The organism is Arhodomonas aquaeolei DSM 8974, from assembly GCF_000374645.1.
Lineage (GTDB): Bacteria > Pseudomonadota > Gammaproteobacteria > Nitrococcales > Nitrococcaceae > Arhodomonas > Arhodomonas aquaeolei.
Genome location: NZ_KB894818.1, coordinates 1 through 24,631, shown reverse-complemented (window position 1 = coordinate 24,631; position 24,631 = coordinate 1). Strand labels below are relative to the sequence as shown.

General features: G+C 69.5%; 23 protein-coding genes and 1 rRNA gene. 10 read left to right on the top strand and 14 right to left on the bottom strand.

All coding sequences use genetic code 11. The features are described from left to right. Positions 1-20: 20 nt before the first annotated feature. From C516_RS0115535 to C516_RS21635, 10 genes are all read right to left on the bottom strand, one after another. The gene (locus C516_RS0115535) at positions 21-572 is read right to left on the bottom strand and encodes an acyloxyacyl hydrolase (protein WP_018719336.1); all 552 of its coding nucleotides are present in this window, start codon (positions 570-572) and stop codon (positions 21-23) included. Between the two features lie 141 nt (positions 573-713). Next, positions 714-893 carry a PLDc N-terminal domain-containing protein gene (locus tag C516_RS0115530; RefSeq protein WP_018719335.1) on the bottom strand — a complete coding sequence of 60 codons (180 nt, stop codon included), beginning with the start codon at positions 891-893 and terminating at the stop codon, positions 714-716. A gap of 42 nt (positions 894-935) precedes the next feature. Continuing rightward, positions 936-2,558 (bottom strand): electron transfer flavoprotein-ubiquinone oxidoreductase, encoded by a 1,623-nt coding sequence (locus C516_RS0115525; RefSeq protein ID WP_040409635.1) that lies wholly within the window; start codon positions 2,556-2,558, stop codon positions 936-938. Between the two features lie 147 nt (positions 2,559-2,705). After that, positions 2,706-3,608: a hydroxymethylglutaryl-CoA lyase gene (locus tag C516_RS0115520; RefSeq protein WP_018719333.1), complete on the bottom strand. Its 903-nt coding sequence runs from the start codon at positions 3,606-3,608 to the stop codon at positions 2,706-2,708. Between the two features lie 85 nt (positions 3,609-3,693). After that, positions 3,694-5,694 carry an acetyl-CoA carboxylase biotin carboxylase subunit gene (locus tag C516_RS0115515; RefSeq protein ID WP_018719332.1) on the bottom strand — a complete coding sequence of 667 codons (2,001 nt, stop codon included), beginning with the start codon at positions 5,692-5,694 and terminating at the stop codon, positions 3,694-3,696. A gap of 52 nt (positions 5,695-5,746) precedes the next feature. Then, positions 5,747-6,532: an enoyl-CoA hydratase/isomerase family protein gene (locus tag C516_RS0115510; protein WP_018719331.1), complete on the bottom strand. Its 786-nt coding sequence runs from the start codon at positions 6,530-6,532 to the stop codon at positions 5,747-5,749. 13 nt (positions 6,533-6,545) lie between these two features. After that, a complete protein-coding gene (locus C516_RS0115505; RefSeq protein WP_018719330.1) occupies positions 6,546-8,153 on the bottom strand; it encodes a carboxyl transferase domain-containing protein in 1,608 nt (535 codons plus the stop codon). Positions 8,154-8,175: 22 nt separating this feature from the next. After that, positions 8,176-9,369, bottom strand: coding sequence for an acetyl-CoA C-acyltransferase (locus C516_RS0115495; protein ID WP_018719329.1), 1,194 nt, complete (start codon positions 9,367-9,369; stop codon positions 8,176-8,178). A 66-nt stretch (positions 9,370-9,435) separates the two neighbouring features. Beyond that, positions 9,436-10,599 (bottom strand): isovaleryl-CoA dehydrogenase, encoded by a 1,164-nt coding sequence (locus C516_RS0115490; RefSeq protein ID WP_018719328.1) that lies wholly within the window; start codon positions 10,597-10,599, stop codon positions 9,436-9,438. Between the two features lie 70 nt (positions 10,600-10,669). Next, positions 10,670-11,182, bottom strand: coding sequence for a MerR family transcriptional regulator (locus C516_RS21635; protein WP_018719327.1), 513 nt, complete (start codon positions 11,180-11,182; stop codon positions 10,670-10,672). 82 nt (positions 11,183-11,264) lie between these two features. Between C516_RS21635 and C516_RS0115480 the strand changes: the two genes are divergently transcribed. Next, a complete protein-coding gene (locus C516_RS0115480; RefSeq protein WP_018719326.1) occupies positions 11,265-12,104 on the top strand; it encodes a universal stress protein in 840 nt (279 codons plus the stop codon). A gap of 18 nt (positions 12,105-12,122) precedes the next feature. Continuing rightward, positions 12,123-12,956 (top strand): universal stress protein, encoded by an 834-nt coding sequence (locus C516_RS0115475; RefSeq protein ID WP_018719325.1) that lies wholly within the window; start codon positions 12,123-12,125, stop codon positions 12,954-12,956. A gap of 30 nt (positions 12,957-12,986) precedes the next feature. Here the strand turns inward: C516_RS0115475 and C516_RS0115470 are convergent, their stop codons facing one another. Beyond that, positions 12,987-13,667, bottom strand: coding sequence for a histidinol-phosphatase (locus tag C516_RS0115470; RefSeq protein WP_018719324.1), 681 nt, complete (start codon positions 13,665-13,667; stop codon positions 12,987-12,989). Between the two features lie 166 nt (positions 13,668-13,833). On the opposite strand from C516_RS0115470, the gene C516_RS0115465 reads away from it, so the two are divergent. The 4 genes from C516_RS0115465 to bfr all read left to right on the top strand — a co-directional run bounded on the left by C516_RS0115465 (position 13,834) and on the right by bfr (position 17,520). Beyond that, positions 13,834-14,361 (top strand): RNA pyrophosphohydrolase, encoded by a 528-nt coding sequence (locus C516_RS0115465; protein ID WP_026321231.1) that lies wholly within the window; start codon positions 13,834-13,836, stop codon positions 14,359-14,361. After that, a complete protein-coding gene (gene ptsP, locus C516_RS0115460; protein ID WP_018719322.1) occupies positions 14,361-16,628 on the top strand; it encodes a phosphoenolpyruvate--protein phosphotransferase in 2,268 nt (755 codons plus the stop codon). The genes C516_RS0115465 and ptsP overlap by 1 nt, the downstream gene beginning before the upstream one ends. A 98-nt stretch (positions 16,629-16,726) precedes the next feature. Then, entirely contained in the window at positions 16,727-16,945 is a 219-nt protein-coding gene (locus tag C516_RS0115455) for a (2Fe-2S)-binding protein (protein ID WP_018719321.1), read from the top strand. Between the two features lie 104 nt (positions 16,946-17,049). After that, a complete protein-coding gene (gene bfr / locus C516_RS0115450) occupies positions 17,050-17,520 on the top strand; it encodes a bacterioferritin (protein ID WP_018719320.1) in 471 nt (156 codons plus the stop codon). A gap of 33 nt (positions 17,521-17,553) precedes the next feature. Here the strand turns inward: bfr and hemJ are convergent, their stop codons facing one another. After that, complete coding sequence (hemJ, locus tag C516_RS0115445) at positions 17,554-17,979, bottom strand: protoporphyrinogen oxidase HemJ (protein WP_018719319.1); 426 nt, start codon at positions 17,977-17,979, stop codon at positions 17,554-17,556. Positions 17,980-18,149: 170 nt separating this feature from the next. On the opposite strand from hemJ, the gene argC reads away from it, so the two are divergent. Both argC and erpA read left to right on the top strand, forming a co-directional pair. After that, the gene (gene argC / locus C516_RS0115440; protein ID WP_018719318.1) at positions 18,150-19,181 is read left to right on the top strand and encodes an N-acetyl-gamma-glutamyl-phosphate reductase; all 1,032 of its coding nucleotides are present in this window, start codon (positions 18,150-18,152) and stop codon (positions 19,179-19,181) included. Positions 19,182-19,257: 76 nt separating this feature from the next. Next, on the top strand, positions 19,258-19,611 hold the full coding sequence (erpA, locus tag C516_RS0115435) for an iron-sulfur cluster insertion protein ErpA (RefSeq protein WP_018719317.1): 354 nt from the start codon (positions 19,258-19,260) through the stop codon (positions 19,609-19,611). Between the two features lie 3 nt (positions 19,612-19,614). Here erpA and C516_RS0115430 read toward each other — a convergent pair whose 3' ends face one another. Beyond that, positions 19,615-20,727: an anhydro-N-acetylmuramic acid kinase gene (locus C516_RS0115430; protein WP_018719316.1), complete on the bottom strand. Its 1,113-nt coding sequence runs from the start codon at positions 20,725-20,727 to the stop codon at positions 19,615-19,617. A gap of 26 nt (positions 20,728-20,753) precedes the next feature. Next, complete coding sequence (locus tag C516_RS0115425; protein ID WP_018719315.1) at positions 20,754-22,343, bottom strand: peptidoglycan DD-metalloendopeptidase family protein; 1,590 nt, start codon at positions 22,341-22,343, stop codon at positions 20,754-20,756. A gap of 164 nt (positions 22,344-22,507) precedes the next feature. Here C516_RS0115425 and tyrS point away from each other — a divergent pair, with 164 nt between their 5' ends. Beyond that, positions 22,508-23,722, top strand: coding sequence for a tyrosine--tRNA ligase (tyrS, locus tag C516_RS0115420; RefSeq protein ID WP_018719314.1), 1,215 nt, complete (start codon positions 22,508-22,510; stop codon positions 23,720-23,722). Between the two features lie 458 nt (positions 23,723-24,180). Further along, positions 24,181-24,631, top strand: a 16S ribosomal RNA gene (locus tag C516_RS0115415); the annotation flags it as partial.

Here is a 24,631-nt window from a genome sequence, read left to right as displayed (position 1 = left end):
GCGGCCCATGCATCATGGGCTCAGAAGTGGTAGGCGAGCTCCAGGGAGACGATGTCGACGCCGGGATTCTCCTCGTAGAGGTCGGCGTTCGAGGTGTGCTGGGCGCGCACCGCGACGTGGAAGGCGGGCAGCGGGCGCCAGCCCACGGCGATATGGCTGGTGAACTGCATGTGGCCGCCGAGGTCATGGCCCGCGGCCGTGCTGTCGGAGAGCACGGAGGGCTGGACACCGGTGCTGAGCAGGATGGGCTGACCGGGCCACTGGTAGGTGAGGACCGGGCCCAAGGCGGCGAGGTGGGTGTCATCCCCGGAGCCGCCCCAGTGGCTGGCCATGGCCTCCCAGTGGGCATTCACCCCCTCCGGCAGGTAGGCGTCGACGATATGCCGCTGCACCCAGGGTGCGCCCCGCCGCAGGTAGAGGGTGACGGAGTCGACGTTGTCGCCACTGCCCGCACGCACGCCCACGCTCGTCGATGCCGGGTGTGGGGCGTCTCCGCCGGCCGCACAGGTGACGGACGGGGCGGCCGTGGCCAGGGCCGCGGTGATCAGCGCGGCGCGTAGTGCCATGGTCATTGCGTATCCTCGGGGTAGGCCGGGTGCCACTGTATCCATTCGCCGGATACAAACATGTTTGTATGTTATGGCGCGACCCGGAACCGGTCAAACCCGACGGCCATGCCCGTCGGGTTGCCGGGGGCGCGTTCGTACCTGCGGTCAGCCCTTGGGGCCGGTGAGCAGCCAGACGATGAGGCCCAGCACCGGCAGGACGAGGATGCCCACGATCCAGAGGACCTTGGCGCCGGTGCTTGCGCGGCTCTGGACGATGCGCACGAATGCGTAGACCTCGATTATGAGCAGGATGAGGCCGAGAAAACCGCCGATCTCTATGCCCATGGGTGCTCCCGTTGGCTCGGTCCCGGACTGCCGGAACGCCTGTTACATGTTGGGGTAGTTGGGTCCGCCACCGCCCTCGGGGACGACCCAGTCGATGTTCTGGGTCGGGTCCTTGATGTCGCAGGTCTTGCAGTGCACGCAGTTCTGCGCGTTGATCTGCAGCCGCGGGTTGCCCGCGTCGTCCTCGACGAACTCGTACACCCCGGCGGGGCAGTAGCGCGCCTCCGGGCCGGCGTAGCGCTCGAGGTTCACGCGCACGGGCACGTCATCGTCGCGTAGCGTGAGATGGCAGGGCTGGCTCTCCTCGTGATTGGTGTTGGAGATGAATACCGAGGAGAGCCGGTCGAAGGTGACCACGCCGTCGGGTTTCGGGTAGTCGATGGGTGTGGCCTCGTCCTTCGCCCTGAGCTGCTCGTGGTCGGCGTGGTGGTGGAACGTCCACGGTGCCTTGCCCCGGAACAGGTACGTATCGATGGCGGAGTAGGCCATCGCCGGCCACAGCCCCCAGCGGAAGGCGGGACGAATGTTGCGTGCGCGGTGGAGCTCGTCCCATAGCCAGGTTCGGCGCAGCCGCTCGGGGTAGGCGCTGACCTCGGCGCCGGCCTCCGCTGCCTCGCCGGTGAGCGCCTCGAAGACCGTCTCGGCGGCGGTCATGCCGGACTTCATGGCGGTGTGGCTGCCCTTGATCCGCGGGGTGTTGAGAAAGCCCGCGGTGTCGCCGATGAGCGCCCCGCCCGGGAAGGTCAGCCGCGGGATGGACTGGTAGCCGCCCTCGCTGATGGCGCGCGCGCCGTAGCTGATGCGCCGCCCACCCTCGAAGGTGGGGCGGATCGCCGGGTGGGTCTTGAACCGCTGCATCTCCTCGAACGGCGAGAGGTAGGGGTTGTCGTAGTCGAGCCCGACCACGAAGCCCACCGCCACCTGGTTGTCCTCGAGGTGGTAGAGAAAGCTCCCGCCGTAGGTCCGCGAGTCCATGGGCCAGCCCACGGTGTGGACGACGAGCCCCGGCTGGTGCTGCGCCGGATCCACCTCCCAGAGCTCCTTGATCCCGAGCCCGTAGGTCTGCGGGTCGGCGTCGGCGCGCAGCTCGAAGCGCTCGAACAGGGCCTTGGTCAGCGAACCGCGGCAGCCCTCGGCGAACAGTGTCTGGCGGGCATGCAGCTCCACGCCCGGCTCATGGTTCGGCCCCGGCGTGCCGTCGGGGTTCAGGCCCATGTCGCCGGTGGCCACGCCCTTGACCGAGCCGTCCTCGTGGTAGAGCACCTCGGCGGCGGCGAAGCCCGGGTAGATCTCCACGTCCAGCGCCTCCGCCTGCTCGGCGAGCCAGCGGCAGAGGTTGCCGAGGCTGACAATGTAGTTGCCCTCGTTCGCCATCTGCGGCGGTGTGGGCAGCCGCCGGGCGCTGCGTTCGCCGAGCAGCAGGAAGCGGTCCTCGGCGACCGGGGTGTGCAGCGGTGCACCGCGATCGCGCCAGTCCGGCAGCAGCTCCTCGAGGGCGCGGGGATCGAGCACCGCCCCGGAGAGGATGTGCGCGCCGATCTCGCTGCCCTTCTCGAGCACGCAGACCGACAGCGCCTGCCCGGTCTCCGTGGCCCGCTGCATCAGCCGGATCGACGCGGCCAGCCCCGACGGGCCGCCGCCGACGATCACCACGTCGTAGTCCATGCTCTCGCGTTCGCTCGTCACGGCTCTCTCTCCATGTGCTTGTTCATCGCCCGGGGCCCGGGACGTCCCGATCATCCTCGGCCGGCCACCGGTAACCGCGCTGTTTCGCCTCCGACCCCGAGTTGTGTCTGTTCCCCCCGGGCGGTTTCAGGCGCGCGCCGCGAGGGCCTGCGCCACCCGCGAGGCAGGCTGGCGGCCGAGCTTGCCCGAGATCCAGCGGCCGGTGGCCGCGAGGGCCTCCAGGTCCACCCCGGTCGTGATGCCGAGGCCGTCGAGCAGGTAGACGACGTCCTCGGTGGCGACGTTACCGGAGGCGCCCCTGGCGTAGGGGCAGCCGCCGAGCCCGGCGACCGAGCTGTCGACGGTGGCGATGCCGAGCTCCATGACGGCGTAGAGATTGGCCAGGGCCTGTCCGTAGGTGTCGTGGAAGTGTGCGGCGAGCCGGGATATCGGTACCCGCTCCGCCACGGCCTCGACCATCCGCTGGGCCTTGCGCGGCGTGCCCACGCCGATGGTGTCGCCCAGCGATATCTCGTAACAGCCCATCGCCTGGAGTTCGGCGGCCACGGTGGCCACCGCCTCCGGCGCGATCTCCCCCTCGTAGGGACAGCCGAGCACGCAGGAGACGTAGCCGCGCACCCGCACGTCCCGCTCCCGGGCGGCCTCGATCACGGGCCGGAATCGCTCCAGGCTCTCGTTGATGGAGCAGTTGATGTTCCGCTGCGAGAAGCTCTCGGAGGCGGCGCCGAAGACGGCGATCTCCTCGGCCCCGGCGGCCAGGGCGGCGTCAAGGCCCTTCATGTTGGGCACGAGCACGGGGTAGTGCACCCCCGCCCGACGGCGGATGCCCTGGAGGACATCGGCGCTGGCGGCCATCTGCGGCACCCATTTGGGGGAGACGAAGGCACCGGCCTCGACCACCGGCAGTCCCGCCGCGGCGAGGCGCTCGATCAGCTCGATCTTGACCGCCGCGACGATGCTTTGCGGTTCGTTCTGCAGCCCGTCGCGCGGGCCGACCTCGACGATGCGTACGGTGTCGGGAAGGGACATGGCGGTTTTCACTCGCGGTTGTGTCGCCCGGACCCGGTCCGGTGGAGACGTTATGCCTTGCGGTCTGCCCGGCGGAGCGATCCCGTCACTCCGCCGGGCCGATCGCCAGCAGCTCGACGCCCTCGGAGACCTGCTCGCCCTCGACGTGGTTGACGTGCTCGACGACCCCGTCGGCCGTCGCCTTGATGGTGTACTCCATCTTCATCGCCTCCAGGATCATCAGCGGCTGACCTTCGCTTACGGTATCACCGGGCGCCACCAGTACGCTCACCACCGTGCCCGGCATCGGCGCCGTGAGGCTGCCCTCCTGGACCTGGTCCTCCATGCCCACGGTCAGCGGGTCGTGGCAGAGCAGCTGGCGCGAGGAGCCGTCACAGATGATGGTCAGCTCCGCACCGCGGCGGACCACCGTGGCCGTCAGGCGCACGCCGTTGAGGTCGACGCGCATGTCGCCGTCCGCGTCCAGCCGGCCGCGGGCACGGACCTCGCCGCCGGGCAGCTCCAGCAGGTAGTGACCCTCGCGGTAGTGGGCGGTGACGGCGATGTCGTCCTCGCCGTCGCGGAAGTGCAGCGTGTGATGGTTGTCGTCGTTGAGCACCCAGCCGCTGGCGTCGTGCCAGGGGGAGTGCGGGTCCGCGGAGCGGGCGGCGCGGGCGGCGGCCTCGGCGTCGATGCGCAGGAACTCGGCCAGGCACGCGAGCGCGAGCACCCGGTCGGAGACGGGTTCGGGGGCGGGGAAGAGGGCGTCGCGGTGGTTGTCGATGAAGCCGGTATCGAGCTCCGCGGCGGCGAAGGCCGGGTGCGCGGTCAGGGCCTGGAGGAAGGTGATGTTGGTGGTCGGCCCCACCACCTGGAAATGCGCCAGCGAGCGCCGCAGCCGTCGCAGGGCGCTGGCGCGGTCCTCGTCCCAGACCACGAGCTTGGCGATCATCGGGTCGTAGTGGATGCTGACCTCGTCGCCCTCGCGCACGCCGGTGTCGATGCGCACCTGGGCACCTTCCTCCGGCGTGCGCATGTGGCTGATCCGGCCGGTGGCGGGGAGGAAGTCGCTGGCCGGGTCCTCGGCGTAGATACGGGCCTCGAAGGCGTGGCCGTGGATGGTCAGCGATTCCTGCCCCCGGGGCAGGGCCTCGCCGTCGGCGACCCGCAGCTGCCACTCCACGAGGTCCTCGCCGGTGATCATCTCGGTGACCGGGTGCTCCACCTGCAGCCGGGTGTTCATCTCCATGAAGTAGAAGCTGCCGTCCTGGTGGACGATGAACTCCACCGTGCCGGCGCCGACGTAGCCGATGGCCTGGGCGGCCCGGGCGGCGGCCTGGCCCATCTCGCGGCGCCGCGTCTCGGTCATGCCGGGGGCCGGGGCCTCCTCGACCACCTTCTGGTGGCGGCGCTGCACCGAGCAGTCCCGCTCGAAGAGGTGCACCACCTGGCCCTGGCTGTCGGCGAAGACCTGGACCTCGATGTGACGCGGCTGAAGCAGGTACTTCTCGATCAGCACGCGGTCGTCGCCGAAGCTCGCCGCGGCCTCGCGCCGCGCGGCGGCGAGCTCGTCGGCGAAGTCCTCCGGGCGGTCGACGCGGCGCATGCCCTTGCCGCCGCCGCCGGCGCTGGCCTTGATCAGGACCGGGTAGCCGACCTCCTCCGCGGCGTCGGCGAGCCGGGACGCCTCCTGGTCTTCGCCGTGGTAGCCGGGGACCAGCGGCACGCCGGCCTCCGCCATGATGGTCTTGGCGGCGCTTTTCGAGCCCATCGCCTCGATGGCGGAGGCGGGCGGGCCGATGAAGGTGATCCCGGCGGCCTCGCAGGCGCGGGCGAAATCCGCGTTCTCGGAGACGAAGCCGTAGCCGGGATGGACCGCCTGGGCACCGGAGCGGCGGGCGACCTCGAGGATGCGTTCGGTATCGAGATAGCTCTCGCGCGCCGGGGCCGGGCCGATCAGCCAGGCCTCGTCGCAGAGGTGGACGTGTCGGGCCTGGGCGTCCGCCTCGGAGTAGACGGCGACGGTGCGCACGCCGAGCCGCCGGCAGGTCTGGGCCACCCGGCAGGCGATCTCGCCGCGGTTTGCGATCAGTATCTTGTCGAACATCGGTGATCCCCGATCGGTTCGTGGTCGGTCGTGTCGGTGCCGCGCCCCGGCGTCACCAGCGCCACGCCGCGCGCCGCTTGCCGAGGAAGGCGCTCACCCCCTCGCGGCCCTCGTCGCTGGCGCGCTGGTCGGCGATGCGCTGGGCGGTGTCCTCGACCATGTGCTCGTCCAGCGCCCCGCGGGAGACGTCGAGGGCCAGGCGCTTGGCCTCGCGCATGGCCCGCGGGCCGTTGCCGCGAAGGTCCGCGATGATGCGCGTGACCGCGTCCTCCAGGGCCTCCGGGGGCACCACCTCGTGCACCAGCCCGATGGCCCGGGCGGTGCGGGCGTCGAAGCGTTCGCCGGTGACGAAATAGCGCCGGGCCTGGCGCTCGCCGATGGCGCTGACGACGTAGGGGCTGATCACCGCCGGGATCAGTCCCAGGCGCACCTCGGAGAGTGCGAACACCGCGGTGTCCGCGGCCACGGCGATGTCGCAGCACGCCACCAGGCCGACGCCGCCGCCCATTGCCGCGCCGTTGACCCGGGCGATGGTGGGCTGGGGCAGGCGGTAGAGGGTATGCATCAGCTGCCCGAGGCCCCGGGAGTCCTCGAAGTTCTCCTGCCAGTCGTAGTCCGCCATGCGCCGCATCCAGTTGAGGTCGGCACCGGCGGAGAAGCTGCGGCCCTTGGCGGCGAGCACCACCGCATGAACGTGCTCGTCGCGGCCCACGCGGACGAGGGCCTCGGTGAGCTCGGCGATCAGGGCGTCGTCGAAGGCGTTGTGGACCGCCGGGCGGTCCATGGTGATGCGGGCGATGCCGGCATCGGTGGTGACGGTGAGGCTGTTCTCGCTCATGGCTTCCCTGTGGCTACATCCGGAAGACGCCGAAGCGGGTCGGCTGCTGCGGGGCGTTGAGCGCGGTGGACAGGCCCAGCCCCAGGACCATGCGGGTATCCGCCGGGGCGATGACGCCGTCGTCCCACAGCCGTGCGCTGGCGTAGTAGGGGTGGCCCTCGCGTTCGTACTGATCGCGGATCGGGGCCTTGAAGGCCTCCTCCTCCCCGGTGCTCCATTCCCCGCCCTTGCGCTCGATGCCGTCGCGGCGCACCTGCGCGAGCACGGCCGAGGCCTGCTCGCCGCCCATCACGGAAATGCGCGCGTTGGGCCACATCCACAGGAAGCGCGGCGAGTAGGCGCGCCCGCACATGCCGTAGTTGCCGGCACCGAAGCTGCCGCCGATGATCACGGTGAACTTGGGCACGGCGCTGGTGGCCACGGCGGTCACCAGCTTGGCGCCGTCCTTGGCGATGCCGCCGGACTCGTACTTGCGCCCGACCATGAAGCCGGTGATGTTCTGCAGGAACACCAGCGGGATGCCGCGCTGGCTGCACAGCTCCACGAAGTGCGCGCCCTTGAGCGCGGATTCCGAGAACAGCACGCCGTTGTTGGCGACGATGCCCACCGGGTAGCCGTGGATGCGGGCGAAGCCGCACACCAGGGTGGTGCCGTAGAGGGCCTTGAACTCGTCGAGCTCGCTGCCGTCGACGATGCGCGCGATCACCTCGCGGACGTCGTAGGGCTGCTTGGTGTCCGCCGGGACGATGCCGTTGAGCTCGTCCGGGTCGTGCAGCGGCGCCCGCGGCTCGCGGACGTCGAGCTCGTTGGGCTTGCGGTGGTTGAGGTTGGCGACGATCCGCCGCGCGGTGCCGAGCGCATGGGCGTCGTTGAGGGCGTAGTGGTCGGTGACCCCGGAGATCCGCGAGTGGGTATCGGCGCCGCCGAGCTCCTCGGCGGTGACCTCCTCGCCGGTGGCCGCCTTCACCAGCGGCGGGCCGCCCAGGAAGATGGTTCCCTGCTCGCGCACGATCACGCTCTCGTCGGCCATCGCGGGGACGTAGGCGCCGCCGGCGGTGCACGAGCCCATCACCACCGCGACCTGGGGGATGCCCTTCGCGGAGAGATTGGCCTGGTTGTAGAAGATCCGGCCGAAGTGGTCGCGGTCCGGGAAGACTTCGTCCTGGTTGGGCAGGTTCGCACCGCCGGAGTCGACCAGATAGATGCAGGGCAGGTGGTTCTGCTCGGCGATCTCCTGGGCGCGGAGGTGTTTCTTCACCGTCAGCGGGTAGTAGGTGCCGCCCTTAACGGTGGCGTCGTTGGCGACGATCATGCACTCGCGCCCGGCGATGCGGCCGATCCCGGTGATGATCCCGGCCGCCGGCACGTCGTCGTCGTAGACCTCGTGGGCGGCGAGCTGGGAGAGTTCCAGGAAGGGCGAGCCTGCGTCCAGGAGCACCCGGATGCGGTCCCGGGGCAGGAGCTTGCCGCGGGCGAGGTGGCGATCGCGGGCCCGGTCGCCGCCGCCGCGCTTGATGCCGCGGACCTTCTCGCGCAGGTTCGCGACCAGCGTGTCCATGGCCGCCCTGTTTTCGGCAAAGCCGTCGCTGCGCGGACCGAACTTGCTCTTGATGACGCTCACGATTGTCCCCGTTACCGTCGGTTCAGACCCGTTCCACTGCCACCGCGGTGGCCTCGCCGCCGCCGATGCACAGCGAGGCCACGCCCCGGCGCACGTCCCGGCGTTCCATGGCGGCGAGCAGGGTGACCATCAGCCTTGCCCCGGAGCAGCCGATGGGGTGGCCCAGGGCGCAGGCACCACCGTTGACGTTCACCGCCTCGTGGGGCAGCCCGAGCTCGTGCATGGCCGCCATGGTGACCACGGCGAAGGCCTCGTTGATCTCGAAGAGGTCGACGTCGCCCGTGCGCCAGCCCACGCGCTCGCACAGGGTGCGCATCGCTCCCACCGGCGCGGTGGTGAACCACGCCGGGGCCTGGGCGTGGCCGGCGTGGCCGCGGATCACCGCCCGTGGGGTGAGCCCGCGGCGCTCGGCCTCGGAGGCGCGCATGAGCACCAGTGCCGCGCCGCCGTCGGAGATGGAGCTCGAGTTCGCCGGCGTCACCGTGCCGTCGCGGCGGAAGGCCGGCCTGAGCGCGGGGATGCGGTCGATGCGCGCCTGTCCCGGCTGCTCGTCGGTGTCCACGTGTTCCTCGCCGCCGCGGCCGGTCACCGTGACCGGCGCGATCTCGTCGGCGAAGTCGCCCTCGGCGATGGCGCGGTTGGCGCGGTTGAGCGACTCGATCGCGAAGGCGTCCTGGGCCTCGCGGGTGAAGCCGTAGTGCTCGGCGGTATCCTCGGCGTAGGTCCCCATCAGCCGTCCGGGATCGTAGGCATCCTCCAGGCCGTCGAGGAACATGTGATCGAGCACCCGGCCGTGGCCGAGCCGGTAGCCCGAGCGGGCCCGGTCGAGGAGATAGGGCGCGTTGGACATGCTCTCCATGCCGCCGGCGACCAGCACGTCCGCGCTCCCGGCGGCGATGAGGTCGTGGGCGAGCATCACCGCCTTCATGCCCGAACCGCAGACCTTGCTGATGGTGGTGCAGGGCACGGACTGGGGCAGCCCGGCGCCGATCGCGGCCTGGCGGGCCGGCGCCTGACCGACGCCGGCGGGCAGGACGTTGCCCATAAAGACCTCGCCGGCGGCGTCCGGCTCCAGGCCGGCACGGCTTACCGCCGCGGCGATGGCGGCGGCGCCCAGCTCCGGGGCGCGCAGGGCGGCGAGCCGGCCCTGGAAGCCGCCCATGGGGGTGCGTGCGGCACTGACGATGACGATGGGGTCGCTGGCGGTCTCGCGCATGACCGGGCCCTCGCGGTTGGTCTCGCTTCGGTGTCGGTGCGGCGGCCCGCCCGGCGGGCCGCCGGCTCAGGCCGTCTCGCGGAAGAGCTCGCGGCCGATGAGCATCCGCCGGATCTCGCTGGTGCCCGCGCCGATCTCGTAGAGCTTGGCGTCGCGGAGCAGCCGTCCGGTGGGGTATTCGTTGATATAGCCGTTGCCGCCGAGGACCTGGATCGCCTCCAGTGCCATCTGCGTGGCCTTCTCGGCGGCGAAAAGGATCGCGCCGGCAGCGTCCTTGCGCGTGGTCTCGCCGCGGTCGCAGGCCGCGCCGACGGTGTAGACGTAGGCCCGGCAGGCATTGAGCGTGGTGTACATGTCCGCGACCTTGCCCTGGATGAGCTGGAACTCGCCGATGGGCTGGTCGAACTGGCGGCGCTCGTGGATGTAGGGGACCACGGCGTCGAGGCACGCCTGCATGATGCCCAGGGGGCCGGCGGCGAGCACCGCGCGCTCGTAGTCCAGCCCGCTCATGAGCACTTTCACGCCGCGGTTCTCCTCGCCGAGCACGTTTTCCGCCGGCACTTCGCAGTCGCTGAACACCAGCTCGCAGGTGTCGGAGCCGCGCATGCCGAGCTTGTCGAGCTTCTGGGCCGTGGTGAAGCCGGGCATGCCCTTCTCGACGATGAAGGCGGTGATGCCGCGCGGGCCGGCGTCCGGGTCGGTCTTGGCATAGACCACCAGCGTGTCGGCCTCCGGGCCATTGGTGATCCACATCTTGTTGCCGTTGAGGACGTAGTGCTCGCCCCGGCGCTCGGCGCGCAGGCGCATGGACACCACGTCGGAACCGGCGCCGGGCTCGGACATCGCCAGCGCGCCGACGTGCTCGCCGCTGACCAGCGGCGGCAGGTAGCGCTCGCGCTGGGCGTCGCTGCCGTTGAGCCGGAGCTGGTTGATGCACAGGTTGGAGTGGGCGCCGTAGGAGAGACCGATGGAGGCGGAGGCGCGGCTGATCTCCTCCATCGCGATCATGTGGGCGAGGTAGCCCATCGCGCTGCCGCCATAGGCCTCCTCCACGGTGATGCCGTGGAGGCCGAGCTCGCCGAGCTTCGGCCACAGCTCGCGGGGGAAGAGATTGTCGCGGTCGATGGCCTCGGCCCGCGGGGCGATCTCGCCGGCGGCGAAGTCGCGCACGGCCTCGCGGAGCATGTCGATCTCCTGGCCGAGACCGAAATTCAGCCCGGGCAGCTCCATGGTCCCTCTCCTCCTGCGGGTCTTTGCGGCAATGCTATTTGACGTTTACGTAAACGTCAAACCCGGGGGCTCAGCCGCTGGCGCTTTCGCGGCGCTGCTTGTTCTCCAGGATGCGCCGGCAACGGCCCATGGAGTCCTCGAGCTCGCCGAGGGCGTCCTCGAGGTCCTTGCGCTGCTGGAGGAAGAGCTGGCGTTTTTCCTCTAGGATTTCGAGGTAGCGGGCGAGCTGGCGCTCCTCGCCGTGGGCGGAGTCGTAGAGGTCGAAGACCTCCTTGATCTCCGCCAGCGTCATCCCGAGGCGCTTGCCGCGCAGGGTGAGCTTGAGCCGGGTGCGGTCGCGGCGGCTGTAGATGCGCTTCTGGCCCTCGCGCCGGGGGGTGAGCAGTCCGCGGTTCTCGTAGAAGCGGATCGCCCGGGTGGTGATGTCGAATTCCCGGGCCAGCTCGGAGATGGTGTAGGTGGTCGCGTTGGGCAGGGCGTCTCGTTCGCGTAGCTGCATTGCGGACGGCTCGAGGTTTTCGTTTACGTAAACGTCATAGTAAATGAGCAGGCCGCATAATAACAGCGGCTTGATCTGGGTCATCCGCCGCAGCGATTCGATGATAAATTCTGACGGACGGGCGGACTGCCGTCGAAATTTCCGTTATTGCCAAGAGGTCGGGACCATGGAACTGCGCACCCTGTTGCTGTTTGTCGATGAATCCGCCGAGTTCGAGCGCCGCGCGCGACTGGCCGCGGAGCTGGCCGCGAAATGGGATGCGCACCTGGTGGGGCTGGCCGTCGCCGATGTCATGCTCGTGCCGGAGTTCGTCCCGACCCAGACGCTGGAGACCCAGCTCCAGCTCGCCGGCGAGCGCAACGAGCGGCTGCGCGAGCGTTTCGAGCGGCTGGTCGGCGGCCGCCAGCTGGTTACCGAATGGCGTGCCACCGATACGGTCAGCGCCGGGGGGACGGTGCTCGACGTGCTCGCGCGCCATTCCCGTTACGCGGACCTGGCGGTGGTCGGCCAGCCGGATGTCGGCGACGTGACCTCCGTGGTGCCGCGGGACCTGCCCGGCCAGCTCTGTCTGATGAGTGGCCGGCCGGTGCTGGCGACGCCCTATGCCTGGCGCGAGCAGCCCATCGGCCGGCGCGTCCTGGTGGCCTGGGATGCGGGGCGCGAGTCGGCGCGTGCGGTCTCCGACTCGCTGCCCCTGCTCAAGGCGGCGGACGAGGTGCGGGTGCTCGCGCTCACCGGCACCAGCCGCGATGCGGCCCACGGTGAGCAGCCGGCGGCGGATATCGCCACGCATCTCGCGCGCCACGGCGTCAATGTCGAGGCGGCCCATCAGAGCCTCGGGGACCTGGACGTGGCCTCGGCGCTGCTCTCCGCGGCGAGCGATTACGGTGCGGACATGATGGTCATGGGCGCCTACGGCCGCACCCGCATGCGCGAGATGGTGCTTGGCGGTGCCACGCGCGGCGTGCTCGAGAGCATGACACTGCCGGTTTTCCTCTCCCACTGAGCAGGAGGCGAGTACGCCATGTCCTGGAAAGATCTGCTGGTCTATGTCGACGAGGGGGCGGCGCTGGACGACACGCTCGCACTCGCCGCCCGGTTCGCCGAGCGCTTCGAGGCCCACGTGGCCGGACTCGCGGTGGTGCCCTTCCGCCTGCCCCTGGAGATGTCCCAGCCGAGTCGCATCCGCGACTACGGGACGCGGATGCGCCGGCGTCTGGAGACGCTGGAGCAGCATTTCGGGAAGGCGCTGTCCCGCCAGAACGGCGAGTGGCGGGCCCATGACGGCTTCACCGAGGGCGGCGAGCGCCTGGAGGTTATCAGCCGTCACGCCCGTTACGCCGATCTGATCCTCATGGGGCAGCCGGACGTCTCCAGCGACGTCGATGCCCCGCCGGTGGATCTGCCGGCGCAGGTCGCGGTCGCCAGCGGCCGGCCGGTACTTGCCGTACCCCACGGTGGCTGGTCCGGGGCGGTCGGTGATCACGTGGTGGTCGGCTGGAACGGCAGCCGGGAGGCAGCCCGGGCGATCAGCGACGCGCTGCCGCTGCTGCAGACCGCAAAGACGGTGCGCGTGCAGGTGTTCACCGGACGTAACCGGCTGGACGGTCACGGCGAGCTGCCCGGCAGCGATATCGCCACCATGCTGAGTCGTCACGGTGTCATCGTGGAGGTGGTCCGCGATGCCGGGGGGTCCGCCGATCCGGCGTCGTCGCTGGTCGCCGCGGCGAAGGACAGCGGTGCCGACCTGATCGTGATGGGGGCCTACGGCCAGCCCAGGGTGCGTGAGCTGGTGCTCGGCGGGACCACCCACGAGATGATGCGGGTGATGGACCGGCCGGTCCTGCTTGCGCACTGACGCGCCGGTTCCTGGCCGCGGGCCTTCACTCTAGTCCAGGGGGCGAGGGTCGGGACCGTCCCGGAGCGTGACACGCCGCCAGCGCCGCTCCCGGGCGACGGCATCGAGGGCGGGGTCGGGGTCGACGGCGACGGGGTCGTCCACGCGCTCGAGCAGCGGCAGGTCGTTGCGGGAGTCGCTGTAGAAGGTCGTCGACAGGCCTTCGGTCCCGTTCCGGTGCCGCCAGGCGGCGAGGGCGTCGATCTTGCCGTCCCGGAACGTGGGGGTGCCCACGTAGCCGCCGGTGTAGCGCCCCTCCCGGAACTCCGGTTCGGTGGCGAGCAGGCAGTCGATGCCCAGCAATGCGGCGATCGGTTCGGTGACGAAACGGTTGGTCGCGGTGATGATCACCAGTGTGTCGCCGCGTCGGCGGTGGGTGTCGATCAGCGTCCGGGCGGCGGGAAGCACTATCGGTTCGATCTTCTCGGCGATGAAGCGCTCGCGCCACTCGCGAAGCTGCTCGGGCGGGTGCTCGGCGAGGGGGCGCAGGGCGAAGCGCAGGAAGGCGTCGATGTCGAGCCGTCCCGCCTGGTAGTCGGCGTAGAAACGCTCGTTGGCCGCGGCGTGGCTGTGTGCATCGACGATGCCGTGCTCGGTGAGATACTCGCCCCAGAGATGGTCGCTGTCCCCGGCGAGCAGGGTATTGTCCAGGTCGAAGAGGGTCAGGCTCACGGGTGCTCCCACTGGGTTTCCGGGTGGTGCCGCCGGGCGGCACGGGGGGCGACAGTCTACGACCTCGCCGTTGGCGGTGCACGGGTGCCGGGGCGCCATTTGCCGCCTTTTGTACCGATGTGGAAGAATAGCTGTAACTTCCGGTATTCCATGCCAGGTTTCTCAAGTGATTGATTCGGATGGATTCAGGCCCAACGTGGGGATCATCCTGACGGATGGGGCCGGGCGCGTGTTCTGGGCCCGGCGCATCGGCCAGAACGCCTGGCAGTTCCCCCAGGGGGGGATCAAGCGGCACGAGTCGCCGCAGCAGGCCCTCTTCCGGGAGCTGCGCGAGGAGGTGGGGCTGGAATCCTCCCATGTGGAGGTGCTCGGCTGCACCGAGGGGTGGCTGCGCTATCGCCTGCCGCGCCACCTGGTGCGCCGCCGTCAGCGGCCGCTGTGCATCGGCCAGAAGCAGGTGTGGTTCATGCTGCGTCTCGCCTGTGACGAGGCCGCGGTGTGCCTCGACCAGAGCGCCCAGCCGGAGTTCGACGACTGGCGCTGGGTGGAGTACTGGGAGCCGGTGCGCCGGGTGGTTTTCTTCAAGCGCCGCGTCTACGACCGTGCGCTCACCGAGCTCGCGCCGCTGATCTTTCCGGACGGTCCACCGCAGCGTCCCCCGCCGCGGAATGGCGAACACGGGCGGCGCGACTGATGCTCGAGACCCTTCACCGCATCGTCCAGGAGGTCAACGGCGCCGGCGATCTCGCCCAGGCGCTGAACATCATCGTCGACCGGGTGGCCGATGCGCTGGCGGTCGACGTGGCCTCCATCTACCTGGTCGGCGAGGATCAGGAGTCGCTCACCCTGATGGCTACACGCGGCCTGCGTGTGGATTCGGTGGGGCGGGTCCGGCTGCGCTTCGACGAGGGCCTGGTCGGCCTGGTGGCCGAGCGCGAGGAGCCGATCAACCTGCAGGACGCGGATCAGCACCCGCGTTTCCGTTTCTTCCCAGAGACTGGGGAGGAGCACTTCCACTCCTTCCTCGGCGTGCCCATCATCCACTACCGCCAGCTCCTCGGCGTGATGGTGGTGCAGGGCCAGCAGCGCCAGCGTTTCGATGACGAGAAGGTCGCCTTCCTGGTGACCATGGCCGCCCAGCTCTCCGGCGTCATCGCCCACGCCCGCGCGAGCGGCGGGCTGCGCGAGCTGGTCAAGCGCCGTGGCCTGGCGCGCAACCGGCCGCTGGCCGGTGTCGCCGGGGCGACCGGTGTCGGCATCGGCCATGCCTACACGCTGTACTCGGCGACGGACTTCGATGCGATCCCGGAGGTCGCTCCGGACGACCCGGAGGCGGAGGTCGAGACCTTCCGTGCCGCCGTCGCCGCGGTGCGTGCCGATCTGGAGGACCTGCATGCCCGGCTCGAGGGCATGGTCGCGGAGGAGGAGCGCCGGCTGTTCGAGGTCTATGTGCGGCTGCTCGACGGTGAGAGCCTGTCCGGTTCCGTGGAAGCGCGCATCCGCGAGGGCGTGTGGGCGGCCGGGGCGGTGCGCGACGTCATCGTAGAGCAGGTCCGCCACTTCGAGGACATGGAGGACGGCTATCTGCGCGAGCGCGCCAGCGATATCCGCGATATCGGCCGTCGGCTGATCGCCCGGCTCGGCGCCGGCGAGCGCCGGGCCCGGCCGCTGCCGAAGCGGGTGGTGCTGGTGGGGCACGAGGTGAACGCCTCGCAGCTCGCCGAGATCCCCCGGGAGCGCCTCGTCGGTGTGGTCTCGGCCACCGGCTCGGCGAACTCGCACGTCGCCATCCTGGCGCGGGCGCTGGGGGTGCCGGCGGTGATGGGCGTCAGCGACCTGCGCCCGAGTGTGGTCGATGGCCGCGAACTCATCGTCGATGGCTACCGTGGCCGTCTCTATGTCCAGCCCACCCGGGCCGTGATGCGCGAATACCGTCGGCTGCAGCGCGAGGAGCGCCAGCTCGGCGAGGATCTCAAGGCGTTGCAGACGCTGCCGGCGGAGAGTCCGGATGGCGAGCGCATCAACCTGTATATCAACACGGGGCTCATCTCGGATCTCGCGTCCTCCCGCGAGGTGGGCTGTGACGGTGTCGGCCTGCACCGCACGGAATTCCCGTTCATGGTCCGCGAGCGCTTCCCCAGCGAGGAGGAGCAGGCGCGTCTGTATCGGGAGGTGTTAACGACCTTCTCGCCGTTGCCGGTGACACTGCGCACGCTGGATATCGGCGGCGACAAGATGCTGCCTTACTTCCGCATCGACGACGACAACCCGTTCCTCGGCTGGCGCGGCGTGCGTGTGACCCTGGATCACCCCGAGATCTTCCTCACCCAGATCCGCGCGATGCTCCGCGCCTCGGAGGGGCTCAGCAATCTCCAGATCATGTTCCCGATGGTCTCGCGGGTGGAGGAGGTGGAGCAGTCGGTGGCGCTGGTCGACCGGGCCCAGCGGGAGCTCGCCGAGGAAGGCGTCGACGTGGCGCGCCCGCGTCTCGGCGCGATGGTGGAGGTGCCGGCGGCGGTCTACCAGGCCGCGAGCCTGGCCCGGCGGCTGGATTTCCTGTCCATCGGCTCCAATGACCTCGCCCAGTACCTGCTCGCGGTGGACCGCAACAACCCGCGGGTCGCCAACCTCTACGACGAGCTGCACCCGGCGGTGCTCCGTGCGGTCAACGACGTCGCCCAGGTCGGCCGGGTCGCGGGGGTGCCGGTAAGCGTGTGCGGGGGCATGGCCGGGAACCCGGCCACTGCGCTGCTGCTCTTTGCCATGGGGTTGAGCGGCCTGTCGATGAGCAGTGTCGGTCTCCTGCGCGTGAAGTGGGTGATCCGCAGCTTCCCCTACGAGGAGGCGCGTTCGCTGCTCGACGAGGCCCTGGCGCTGGAGTACCCGGAGGAGGTCCGGGCGCTGGTTCGCGGGGCCCTGGAGGCGAAGGGGCTCGGCAGCCTGACCCGGGCGGGGAAGTAGGTTCGGTGATGAAGATCACAAATAATAATAATTCGTGTTTGACTAACCGGGTGGGTAAGTCGTAGCGTATCTCCATCGATACCGGATGTGAGTGCGCCATGTACGTCTGTGTCTGCCGGGCCGTGAGCGACCGTGAAGTCAATGCCGCCATCGATGCCGGTGCCCGGACCATGCGGGAGCTTCGCCGCGAGCTCGGGGTCTGCAGCTGCTGTGGCAAGTGCGGTCCGGCGGCGAAGGCGATGCTCGCCGAGCGCACGGCCTCCGATGACAGCCTGCCCGCCCTGGGCTTTCCCGCCGCCACGCCCGCCCTTGCCTAGCGCCCGCTGAACGCCCGGTTCGCCCCCCGGCTGGCTAAAGGGGGGGCGTCATGCGCTAGACTCTGTGCTTTGACGCCACCAATACGGGCACAGAGGCAGACACAATGAAGGGCGACACCAAGGTCATCGAATACCTCAACCGTGCGCTCACCAACGAGCTCACGGCCATCAACCAGTATTTCCTCCACGCCCGCATGCTCCAGGATTGGGGGCTGTCCCGCCTGGGCGAGAAGGAGTACCAGGAATCCATCGACGAGATGCGCCATGCCGACGAGCTGATCAAGCGCATCCTCTTCCTGGAAGGGCTGCCGAACCTCCAGGACCTGGGCCGGCTGATGATCGGCGAGACGGTGCGCGAGATCCTGGAGTGCGACCTGCGCGCGGAGCAGACCGCGTGCCCGTTGCTGCGTGAGGCCATCGCTCACTGCGAGTCCGTGCAGGACTACGTCAGTCGTGACCTGCTCCGTCGCATCCTCGACGACGAAGAGGAGCACATCGACTGGCTCGAGACCCAGCTGGAGCTCGTCGACCGGGTGGGCGAGCAGAATTACCAGCAGTCGCAGATCCCCGAGTGAGGGGGAGGGGCCGCAGCGGCGGCCCCGGCGCCCCTAGAAGGGCTTGAGCTCCACCAGCAGCACCACACCGACGAGTACGATCACGGGCAGCTCGTTGAACCAGCGGAACCAGACATGGCCGCGCCGGTTGGTTCCCTCGGCGAATGCCTGCACCAGGCGGCCGCACCACACGTGGTAGCCGATGAGCCCGGCCACGAGCGCGAGCTTCACGTGGAGCCAGCCCTGGTCGAGCCAGGCCGGGTTGAGCCAGATCAGCCAGCCCCCGAAGAACACGGTGAGCACCGCGCTGGGGGTCATGATTCCGCGATAGAGCTTGCGCTCCATGATGCGGAAACGCTCGTTGCCCGGCGCGTCCTCGGTCTGGGCGTGGTAGACGAACAGCCGTGGCAGGTAGAACACCGCGGCGAACCAGGTCACCACGAAGATGATGTGGAATGCCTTGACCCAGAGGTAGAGCATGGCCGGCTCCTTGAATGTGGCTTGTCCCCGGGGTGTCGTGCCGCTGTTCGGCCGCGGGGCCGCGCCCGAGTATCGCAGAGTGGCCGTGGCGGGGCACGCCCGGCGCGGGTGACGCCGCGCGCAGGCGGGCGTTACGATACAGGACTGTCCACTCAGCAGGGGAGATACGGATGCTCAAGGTCGGGATCGTGGGCGGCACCGGGTATACGGGTGTCGAGCTGTTGCGGTTGCTGGCGCACCACCCGCGTGCGCGCGCGGAGGTGATCACCTCCCGAGGGGAAGCCGGTCGCGGCGTGGCCGAGCTGTTCCCGAACCTGCGCGGACACTGCGATCTCGCCTTCGAGGCCCCGGACGACGAACGCCTCGCTGCCTGTGACGTGGTCTTCTTCGCAACGCCCAACGGCACGGCGATGCAGTCCGTGCCCGCGCTGCTCGAGGCCGGTGTGCGCGTCATCGATCTGGGGGCGGATTTCCGCATCCGTGACCTGGATCTCTGGTCCGAGTGGTACGGGATGACGCACGCCTGTCCCGGGATTGCCGCCGAGGCGGTCTACGGGCTGCCGGAGCGCCACCGCGATGCCATCCGCGGGGCCCGCCTGGTCGCGAACCCCGGGTGCTATCCCACGGCGGTGCAGCTCGGCTTCCTGCCGCTGGTCGAGGCCGGTCTGGTGGATACCGACACCCTTGTCGCCGATGCCAAGTCCGGGGCGACCGGCGCGGGACGCCAGCCCAAGCAGCACACGCTCCTGGGCGAGGCCTCGGAGAATTTCCGTGCCTACGGGGCCTCCGGCCACCGGCATCTCCCGGAGATCCGCCAGGGCCTGATGGAGGCCGCCGGCGGCGAGGTCGGGCTGGTGTTCATGCCGCATCTGGCGCCGATGGTGCGGGGGATCCACGCGAGCCTCTACGCCAGGCTGCGGGATCCCGCCACGGACCTGCAGGCGCTGTTCGAGGCGCGGTATGCCGACGAGCCCTTCGTCGACGTGCTGCCTGCCGGCAGCCATCCGGAGACGCGCAGCGTGCGCGGCGTCAACACCTGCCGCATTGCGGTCCACCGCCAGCCCTACAGCGACATGGCGCTGGTGCTTGCGGTGGAGGACAACCTGGTCAAGGGGGCGGCCGGGCAGGCGGTGCAGAACATGAACCTGATGTTCGACCTGCCGGAGACGGCGGGACTCGGGGACGTGGCGCTGCTGCCCTGAGCGTCGGCAATTGACTCCGAACCGGGCCGTCCCCACCATCTAGGGAAAGGGCCCACCTCCAGGAGGCGAAAGGATCATGAGCGAAGTGGTCGAAGAGCAGGACGAGCTGCTGAACTTCACCGACAACGCCGCACTCAAGGTGCGCCAGCTCCTCGACGAGGAGGACAATGGCGACCTCAAGCTGCGGGTCTACATCACCGGCGGCGGCTGCTCCGGCTTCCAGTACGGGTTCATGTTCGACGAGAACCAGGAAGACGGTGACGCGGTTATCGAGAAGAACGGCGTGACGCTGCTGGTCGACCCGATGAGCGGTGCCTACCTCGAGGGCGCCGAGATCGACTACGTCGAGGGTATCGAGGGCGCACAGTTCATCATCCGCAACCCCAACGCGGCCACCACCTGTGGCTGCGGCTCCTCGTTCGGCGTCTAGGTCTCAGGCCGGATAGATCCCGCCCAGCACCACCGGCCGGCGCGCCCCCGTCACCCCCGGGAGGTTGCCCGGCCGGCCGGCGAGCGTCTCCCGCGCGAGCCAGGCGAACGCCGCCGCCTCGACGAAATCCGGATCGATACCCGCTTCGTCCGTGGACCCCACCTGCCAGCCGGGCAGGTGCCGTCGCACCATGTCCATGAGGTGGGTGTTGTGCACCCCGCCGCCGCAGACCAGCAGCCGTCCCGGCGCCGCGGTAGCGTTCCCGATGCTCGCGTTGACGGCGTCCGCCACCGTGCGCGCGGTGAGAGCGGCCAGTGTCGCCTGCACGTCCGCCGCGGCCGGTGGGCGTGAGAGCGAGGCGATACGCTCGTCCAGCCAGTCCGGTCCGAAGCGCTCCGGGCCCGTGCTCTTGGGCGGCGGCTTCCGGAAGAACGGATCCGCGAGCAGACGCTCCAGCAGAGCCGGGTCGACCGTGCCGCTGGCGGCCCAGGCGCCGTCGGCATCGTAGCGCTCGCCGAGGTGGCGTTCCGTCCAGCGGTCCATGAGGGTGTTCGCCGGGCCGCAGTCGAAGCCGATGGGGCCGGCGGGGGCGTCGCCTACGGTCAGGTTGGCGATGCCGCCCAGGTTGAGCACGGCGGTTCCGCTGCCCTGTCCCTGGAGCATGGCAAGGTGGAAGGCGGGGGCGAGCGGTGCCCCCTCGCCGCCGGCGGCGATGTCGCGGCGGCGGAAATCGGCGACGGTGGTAATGCCGGTGGCCTCGGCGATACGGCTGGCGTCGCCGATCTGTACGGACGCCGCTCTCGGTGCGCCCGGGCGGTGCCACACCGTCTGGCCGTGGCTGCCGATGGCGGTAACGGTCTCCGCCGGCCGGCCGGCTCGGGCGAGCAGGGCCTGAGCGGTGTCGCTGAAGGCCTCGGCGACGGCCTGATCCGCGGCGATGACGTCGGCGAGCGGCGATCCGGCACCGATGGCCCGCAGGGTGTGCCGGAGCCGGTCCGGGTACGGGCGGGACACAGTGGCCTCGACCACCGGCGTCCCGGTGTCGAAACGAACCATGGCGGCGTCGACACCGTCCAGGCTCGTGCCGGCCATGAGGCCGATGAAGCGCTCGGCCATCCCCTCCCCGTCTCGCGCGGCGATACCTAGCGGTCTCCGCCGCCGGCCGTGCCGCTGTCGGTCTGCTCGCTGCTCGCGACCTGCGTGGGTGTGGCGGCCTCGAGGCGCGCCACCAGCGGCGCGGTCTGCGTGTCGAAGTCCTCGCGGTACTTGGCCTGGATCGGCTCGGCCTCGGGCAGTTTGACGGTCCGCGGGTTGCGGTGCTTGCCGTTCACCCGGAACTCGTAGTGCAGGTGCGGTCCGGTCGCCAGGCCGCTGCTGCCCACGTAGCCGATGACCTCCCCCTGCTTGACGTGGTCGCCGTGGGAGAGGCCCCGGCGGAACCCCCGCATGTGGCCATACAGGGTGGAGTAGCGGGAACCGTGCCTGATGACGACGGCATTGCCGTAGCCGCCCTTGCGGCCGATGTGCACGATCCGGCCGTCGCCGGCCGCCTTGATCGGCGTTCCCGGCGGGGCCGCGTAGTCCGTGCCCATGTGCGGACGCTTGGTACCGAGGATGGGGTGGAGGCGCTGGGGATTGAACTCCGAGCTCACCCGGGTGAAGTTCACCGGCGTGCGCAGGAAGGCCTTGCGCATGCTCTTGCCCTCCGGGGTGAAGTACTGTGCGTCCCCGTCGGGGAAGGTGAAGCGCACCGCACGGAAGCGCTCGCCGTGGTTCACGAAGTCCGCCGCGACGATGTTGCCGTTGCGCAGCTTCTCGCCGTCGCGGTAGACCTCGTTGTAGATCACCCGGAAGCGGTCGCCCTTGCGCAGGTCCAGCGCGAAATCGATGTCCCAGCCGAAGATGTTGGCGAGCTGCATGACCTGGCCATCGGACAGGCCGGCCTCGAGTGCCGAGGCGTACAGCGAACTCTTGATCTCGCCGCTGGCGACACGCCGGCGGCGCTCCAGCGGGGTGGTGGTGACCTTCGTGGTGTAGCCGTCGGCGCCGTGGCGTACGGTGAGCGTCTCCGTCTCGTTGAGCTCGTAGCGAACGGCCTCCAGGCCGCCGCGGCCGTCCAGGGCGATACGGAGCTCGTCGCCGGGGTAGAGGCTGGTGAGGGCCCCGGCACGCTCGCCGGCGTTGACGACGTCGTAGACGTCCCGGGCGGAAAGCCCGGCGCGGCTGAACAGCGCGGCCAGCGAGTCGCCGGACTGGACGGTATAGGTCTCCCAGTCCGGTGCCGCCACGGCCTCGGACTGCGGGGCCCCGGAGGCGAGCAGCGACTCCGCCGGCGCCGGCACGTCGCTCAGGGGTTGCCGCGGCGTGGCCGTGAGTGACGCGGTCTGCAGTCCGGCGGCGGGCGTCGCGCCGTCGCTCCCGGCCCCGGGCTGGCCGCGGTCCGCGTCCGCGGTGGCCGGGCCTACATGGGCCGGCGCATGTTCGGTCAGGACCTTCAGGGGCTTCAGCCCCTCCGGCCGGGTGGCGTCATCGTCGGCCGAGGGCAGTTCGAGCGCGCGCACGAGCCCGCCGTCGCCGACGTTGGCGTCGCCGTCATTGGTGGACATCGCGAACGCGCCGATGCCGGTAACGACGGCGACGGACAGGGCGAGTGCGTGATGGACGCGGCGGGGACGCTTCCGGCGATTGGACAGGCTGGCCAGACTGTCCTTGTTACGGCGGCGTGTCTTCATGAAACGATCCTCAACCTATAAGCTCCGAACGTTAGCCCGAAGCCTCAAATCAGTCAACGCGCGGGCGCGGGAGTAACGCCCGGCCATTGTGATTGAGTAACATGTCGCGCGGGTCGGCGGGCGTGACGTCCGCCTCAGTTACCAGAGACAACGCGGAGTCGAGCATGAGCACGATCGAGGAATCGCTCGCGATACTGCGGCGCGGTGCCGAGGAGATACTGCCGGAGAACGATCTCCGGGCGCGCCTGGAGGAGGGGCGTCCGCTGCGGATCAAGGCGGGGTTCGACCCCACCGCCCCGGACCTCCACCTCGGGCACACGGTGCTCATCAACAAGCTCCGTCAGTTCCAGGACCTCGGTCACGAGGTCATCTTCCTGATCGGCGACTTCACCGGCATGATCGGTGATCCCTCCGGCAAGACCGCCACCCGCCCGGCGCTCACCCCGGAGCAGATCAGCGAGAACGCGCGTACCTACAAGGAGCAGATCTTCCGCATCCTCGATCCCGAGCGCACGCGCGTGGAGTTCAACTCCCGCTGGATGGGGCCGATGCAGGCGGAGGGCATGATCCGCCTGGCCGCCAAGTACACCGTCGCGCGGATGCTCGAGCGCGACGACTTCCACAAGCGCTACGAGGAGAACCGCTCCATCGCGGTTCACGAGTTCCTCTATCCGCTGGTCCAGGCCTACGACTCGGTGGCGCTGGAGGCGGACGTCGAGCTCGGCGGCACGGACCAGAAGTTCAACCTGCTGGTCGGCCGTGAGATCCAGCGCGAGTACGGGCAGCGCCCGCAGGTCATTCTGACCATGCCCATTCTCGAGGGGCTGGACGGCGTGCAGAAGATGTCCAAGTCGCTGGGCAACTACGTTGGCATCCGCGAAGGGGCGGACGACATGTTCGGCAAGCTCATGTCCGTCTCCGACGAGCTCATGTGGCGCTATTTCGAGCTGCTCACCTTCCGGCCCCTCGCCGAGATCGAGCGGTTGCGCCAGTCCGTTGCCGAGGGGCGCAACCCCCGGGACGTGAAGTTCGAGCTGGCCGAGGAGCTCGTCGGGCGCTTCCACGATACCGCGGCGGCCTCGCGCGCGCGGGAATCGTTCATAGCGCGTTTCCAGAAAGGGGCGATGCCCGACGAGATGCCCGAGGTCGATCTCGACGTCACCGGCGAGGGACTCGGCATCGCCAGCGTCCTCAAGGAGGCGGGCCTGACCCCGAGTACCTCCGAGGCCCTGCGCATGATCAAGCAGGGAGCGGTGCGCATCGATGGCGAGCGCGTGGAGGATCGGGGGCTCACCCTCGGCGCGGGCGGCCCGATGGTGATCCAGGTCGGCAAGCGCCGCTTTGCGCGGGTGCGTCTGAACGAGGCCGCCGAGGGCTGAGGACGTCGTCACCCGAAGTGCCGGTGTAACACGCTTGACGCATTCGCTGAGACGCCTATAATGCGCGCTCTCTTGTCGGGCGAAGGGTCTGACGAGGGGAGCCCCGGAGGCGGTTTTCGGACTGGAAGTTACGGGGCGTTGACAGGTGTTCGTGATGCACTAGAATGCCTGTTCCCGGTTGGGGCGAAGGTGTTGAGCCGAGGCCCTGACGGGGCGGAACAAAGGGGTTGACGCGGCATTCAGGCGCTGTAGAATACGCGCTCTTCGTCGCTTCAAGGCGGCCCTGAAGCTCTTTAACAATACGGATCAGATGGCTTGTGTGGGTGCTTGCGTCGTCGGTGTTGACCGGCGTCTGGCCGATGAAAAATCGGCGTGAAGCACCCATTACGGAAGCTATCCGTCAATGTGTGCCTTGTGCGCCGAGCCAAGATTTGTCGGCTCAACCGACTAGCTCTTTTGAACTGAAGAGTTTGATCCTGGCTCAGATTGAACGCTGGCGGCATGCCTAACACATGCAAGTCGAGCGGCAGCAGCTCCTTCGGGAGGCTGGCGAGCGGCGGACGGGTGAGTAACGCGTGGGAATCTGCCCTTTGGTGGGGGATAGCCCGGGGAAACTCGGATTAATACCGCATACGCCCTGCGGGGCAAAGTGGCCCTCTGAATATGGTCACGCCGAAGGATGAGCCCGCGTCCGATTAGCTTGTTGGTGGGGTAAAGGCCTACCAAGGCGACGATCGGTAGCTGGTCTTAGCGGACGATCAGCCACACCGGGACTGAGACACGGCCCGGACTCCTACGGGAGGCAGCAGTGGGGAATATTGGACAATGGGGGAAACCCTGATCCAGCAATGCCGCGTGGGTGAAGAAGGCTTGCGGGTTGTAAAGCCCTTTCAGCCGGGAGGAAAAGCA